The organism is Peptoniphilus indolicus ATCC 29427 (assembly GCF_000227315.1).
In the GTDB taxonomy this organism is placed as follows: domain Bacteria; phylum Bacillota; class Clostridia; order Tissierellales; family Peptoniphilaceae; genus Peptoniphilus; species Peptoniphilus indolicus.
Genome location: NZ_JH165064.1, coordinates 111,901 through 116,457 on the forward strand (window position 1 = coordinate 111,901; position 4,557 = coordinate 116,457).

Here is a 4,557-nt window from a genome sequence, read left to right on the forward strand (position 1 = left end):
AAAAAATTTTTACTCATATTCTATATCGTTTAAATTTATTACCTAAGAAATTTCAATCCATATTTATTATTTAATTTTTAATAGTCTTAAATAGTCTTTCTGCTCTTTTGTTATCCTTAAACTCTCACAAGCTTTTTGTATAGTTTTGTTATGCACCCAGCTATCCAATTTTTTATCTTCAATATATACGATTGTCTCATCCCATCTTTTTGCCAATGCAGTTGCAAAAAACCACGCTATCATCATATTCACATAGTACTCTTCAGAATGAATTCTACTTATAATTTCTAAATACTCCACTTCAAAATCTTCATCTAAATAATGTGACATCAACATACCTATTCCAAATCTACAAGTGTATGTATCATCTGAAGCTGCCCACAATTTTATTTTTTCGATTAAGCTCATTTTATTTTTCTTAAAATTTTTCGGAGATAAAATATCACACACAGCCCAATTATCTATATGTTTTAAAAACTTTTCTATTAATTCTACACACATTTCATAATCTTTTAACTCAGATAATATTAGGCTATGTAACATATTTTCATCATAGTACTTATGTGGCAAATCATCTAAAAAATCTAAATATGTATTTTTCTTTACCAATTCTTTAGCAAATTTACGAAGCTCTGGAACTCTAACCCCTATAAAAAGTTCTCGTTCTACTGTCGGCACCAATTTACTTTGAAACTCAGCATACTTTAAATCTTGCAATTTAAATAATTCATTTACTATATTCATAGCTTTCTCCTTTTTGTCATCATTCAAAAAGACAGTAAGATTTTTCTCACTGTCTTTTGTTTCAATTCAATTTTACCAGCTTCCACTGGAGCCTCCGCCGCCTGAAGAGCCTCCGCCACCTCTGAATCCTCCGAATCCACCAGATGAGCTTCCGCCTCCAAAACCACCAAAACCTCCTGAACCGCCAAACGGTCCAAAATATGGTGGGAAGAAAATATCTATATCTCTTCTGCGTCGTCTGCCATTTCTTCCGCCACCTGAGAACATTGATGTTATAACCATCACTATTATAATTATTCTTATAATATCTTCTATGTTAATACCATCTTCTTGAACTCTCTGTTGTGGTCTATTGGCACTTGAAATTTTAACGTTATATTCTTGTTCATAGTAAGCTATTAATTGATTAAACCCTTCTATAAGCCCACTCTCATAGCCACCTTTTGATTTCATTAGCTCTATAATTTGTCTTGCATATATATCAGGTACAAATCCTTCCGAGCCATATCCCGTTTCTATTCTAACTTTTTTGTCTTTTACTGCCAATAACATCAAAGTGCCATTCTTCTTATCTTTGTCTCCTATTTTAAGTTGACTAAATAACTCTACTGCATACTCTTCAATGTCATTATCACCAAGACTATTTACTATTACCACAGGTATTTGACCACCTGTTTTTTCTTGTAAATCTTGATTGATATAGTTTATATATCTTATATTGTCTTCACTTAAAACTCCAACTTCATCATACACATACCCATTAAACTGACTGGCTTTAGGTATTTCACTACGTGCAATTACATTATCTGTAAATACACCAATAGCCAAGAAAAGAATAAAGAGTAAAACTTTCACTCCAACTTTTCTTTTCACTTGCTCACCTCTTAAAATGAAACTTCAGGAGCGTTTTGTTCTGCAGGTGCTGCTTCAAAATAATCTTTTTGAGAGAATCCCAACATTCCTGCAAACAAATTCATTGGGAATTGTCTAACTGTTAAGTTAAATTCTTTTACAGCTCCATTGTATCTTTGTCTTTCCACTGCAATTCTGTTTTCTGTTCCTTCTAATTGTGCTTGAAGATTTAAAAAGTTTTTATCTGCTTTTAGTTCAGGATAAGCTTCAACAACCACATTTATATCTCCTATCGCTGAAGTTAAATTTTGTTCTGCTTTAGAAAGTTCGGCTGGTGTACGAGCTTCATTAACTGTGTTTCTTGCTTGAATTACTTTTTCAAAAGTTTCTTGCTCGTGTTTTGCATATCCCTTAACTGTATTTACTAAATTAGGTATTAAGTCAGCCCTTCTCTTTACTACAACTTGAACTTGAGAAAATGCCGAGTCAACATCATTATCAAGTTTAACTAATTTGTTATATTTAGGTATTGCCATTGCTGCTATTACAACTACTAACAAAATTAATATTCCAACTATTTTTTTCATCTAATCAGTCCTCCTGTTTTATCGTGATTATTTCTAATTCACTCATCGCTTCTTGAACAAGTTCTTCAATTTGAAGCTTTGATTCTGATTTTTCTATTCCTTTGCGTGTAGGTCTTAGCTTAGGATGTTTTGGTAAAAACACACTACAACAGTCTTCAAATGGCATTATGGACGTTTCATAAGTTCCTATGCTTTCAGATATTTCTATTATATCTACCTTGTCCATTCCTATAAGAGGTCTGAAGACAACTCTATCCGGTATAGCATTTGTAACGTTTAATCCACCTATTGTCTGAGATGCAACTTGTCCTAAATTTTCTCCTGTTATTATGGAATCATACTCATACTTTTTAGAAATTTCTTCAGCAATTCTCATCATAAATCTACGTGATAAGATTGTCATCTCATCTTCAGGACAATTTTTATTTATTGCCTTTTGTATATTTAAAAGATTACATGAATACATTCTAATAGTTCCAGTATATTGTCCCAATATTTTAGCAAGTTTTTGAACTTTTTCTTCTGCTCTTTCTGATGTGAAAGGATATGAATGGAAATGAACTGCGTCCACACAAACTCCTCTCTTTGCCATCATATATCCTGCAACTGGAGAATCTATACCCCCTGACAACAATAGTAGTCCTCTTCCATTTGTTCCAATTGGCAGTCCACCTGTCCCCTTATATCTGTGTGAATATAAATATATTGACTCTTTTACATCACAATATATATAAAAGTCCGGATTGTGAACATCAACTTTGTAATCTGTGTTCTTTAAAACTATTCCACCTATCATTAAATTTAAATCTGCCGATTTAGTTTCAAATCTCTTATCAGACCTTTTAGCTTTGGCTTTAAAAGTCTTATACCCTTTTTCAGCTTGGTCATTCGCAACAGCTAAAACAGCTTTTTCAAAGTCTTCCATATTTCTGTCTATCTTCCAAGTTGGTGTTATATAGACTATACCAAAGATATTTTTTACTTTTTTATTATCTCATCTATGTCTTCTTCATTACAATTTATATATATCTTTCCAAAATCTCTATACACAGACACGTTTTGAAAATTCTTAGTTAGCTTCTTTACCTGACCTATTATTTTATTTATAAAAGTCTTTCTATTATCTCCCTTTAGCATAACTTCGCCCAAGGACAAGCTTATCAATTTTTCCATTTATCTCACCATTATTTCTCTTAATTCATTTACATACTCTTTAAACTTTTCAAAAAATTCATCTATTTCTTCCAATGTATTATCTTTTGAAAAACATATTCTAACCGTTCCTTCAATATATTTAGGCTCCAATTTTATAGCTTCTAATACATGACTTCTCCCAGTACCGTTTGAAGTACACGCTGAAGCTACTGAAATATATATTTGATCTCTTTCTAAAGAATGTAGGAGAACTTCCCCTCTTGTATTCAAAACTGATACAGACAATATGTTATTTACGCCTTTGTCTGTTGAGTTTATCTTTACATCTTCAATTTCATTCAGTCTATCTATAAGTCTATCTCTACAAGCTTTTATAGACTCTTGCTCTCTTTTGAAATTCTTTACAACCATTTCAGCCGCAACGCCAAATCCCAATATGCCTGGTACATTTTCCGTACCACTTCTCATACCACTTTCTTGTCCACCGCCTATTACCATAGGGTCAATCTTAATGCCATTTTTCAAATAAAGTGCACCTATTCCCTTTGGACCATAGATTTTATGTGCAGAGATTGAATAGCTATCACAACCTATATCGTGAAGATTTACTTCTAACTTTCCAACCGCTTGAACTCCATCAACGTGAACAAAAATTTGTCTATTTATTTTTTAATTTTAGAAATCAATTCTTTTACAGGATTAACAGAGCCAATCTCATTATTTACATGAAATAAACTGACTAAAAAAGTATCTTCATCAATAGCATTTAACAGTTCAGTTTCATCTACTATTCCATTTACATCAACGCCAACTTCAACAAGCTCAATTCCCAACTCTTTCATCTTTCTAAGTTGAAACAAAACTGAAGAGTGTTCAAGTTTCGTAGTGATGACTTTTTTATGTCTTTTTATATTCTTTTTTATAAAACCTTGTATAGCTATATTGCTACTTTCAGTCCCGCCTGATGTAAAGTAAATTTCATTTTCATCTGCTCCGAATGAATCCGCAATTTTCTTTCTGGCCGTACTTATTTCTTTTTCAATTTTTAATCCAAAACTATGAAGGCTTGAAGGGTTTGCATATCCCTCTCTAAGCGCGCTGACCATTGTCTCTATTACTTCATCTCTTGGCTTTGTAGTAGCACAGTTGTCTAAATATATCATAAATACACTTCCTATAAATTTTATCTTATATTATTATATTCTATAAAGAAAGTAAT

5 protein-coding genes and 1 pseudogene are annotated in these 4,557 nt (G+C 32.1%); all 6 read right to left on the bottom strand.

Going from position 1 to position 4,557, the window contains the following annotated elements; genetic code table 11:
- Positions 1-66 precede the first annotated feature (66 nt).
- The 6 genes and pseudogenes from HMPREF9129_RS08105 to HMPREF9129_RS12475 all read right to left on the bottom strand — a co-directional run bounded on the left by HMPREF9129_RS08105 (position 67) and on the right by HMPREF9129_RS12475 (position 4,501).
- Positions 67-744 (bottom strand): DNA alkylation repair protein, encoded by a 678-nt coding sequence (locus HMPREF9129_RS08105; RefSeq protein ID WP_040552875.1) that lies wholly within the window; start codon positions 742-744, stop codon positions 67-69.
- A 72-nt stretch (positions 745-816) separates the two neighbouring features.
- Positions 817-1,617, bottom strand: coding sequence for a TPM domain-containing protein (locus HMPREF9129_RS08110; RefSeq protein WP_004822399.1), 801 nt, complete (start codon positions 1,615-1,617; stop codon positions 817-819).
- An 11-nt stretch (positions 1,618-1,628) separates the two neighbouring features.
- Positions 1,629-2,183, bottom strand: coding sequence for a LemA family protein (locus tag HMPREF9129_RS08115; protein WP_004822400.1), 555 nt, complete (start codon positions 2,181-2,183; stop codon positions 1,629-1,631).
- Between the two features lie 4 nt (positions 2,184-2,187).
- A pseudogene (gene thiI, locus HMPREF9129_RS08120) lies at positions 2,188-3,356 on the bottom strand (tRNA uracil 4-sulfurtransferase ThiI).
- Complete coding sequence (locus HMPREF9129_RS12470; RefSeq protein WP_306424727.1) at positions 3,357-4,004, bottom strand: cysteine desulfurase family protein; 648 nt, start codon at positions 4,002-4,004, stop codon at positions 3,357-3,359.
- A complete protein-coding gene (locus HMPREF9129_RS12475; protein WP_004822404.1) occupies positions 4,001-4,501 on the bottom strand; it encodes a cysteine desulfurase family protein in 501 nt (166 codons plus the stop codon). The genes HMPREF9129_RS12470 and HMPREF9129_RS12475 overlap by 4 nt, the downstream gene beginning before the upstream one ends.
- Between the last annotated feature and the right edge of the window lie 56 nt (positions 4,502-4,557).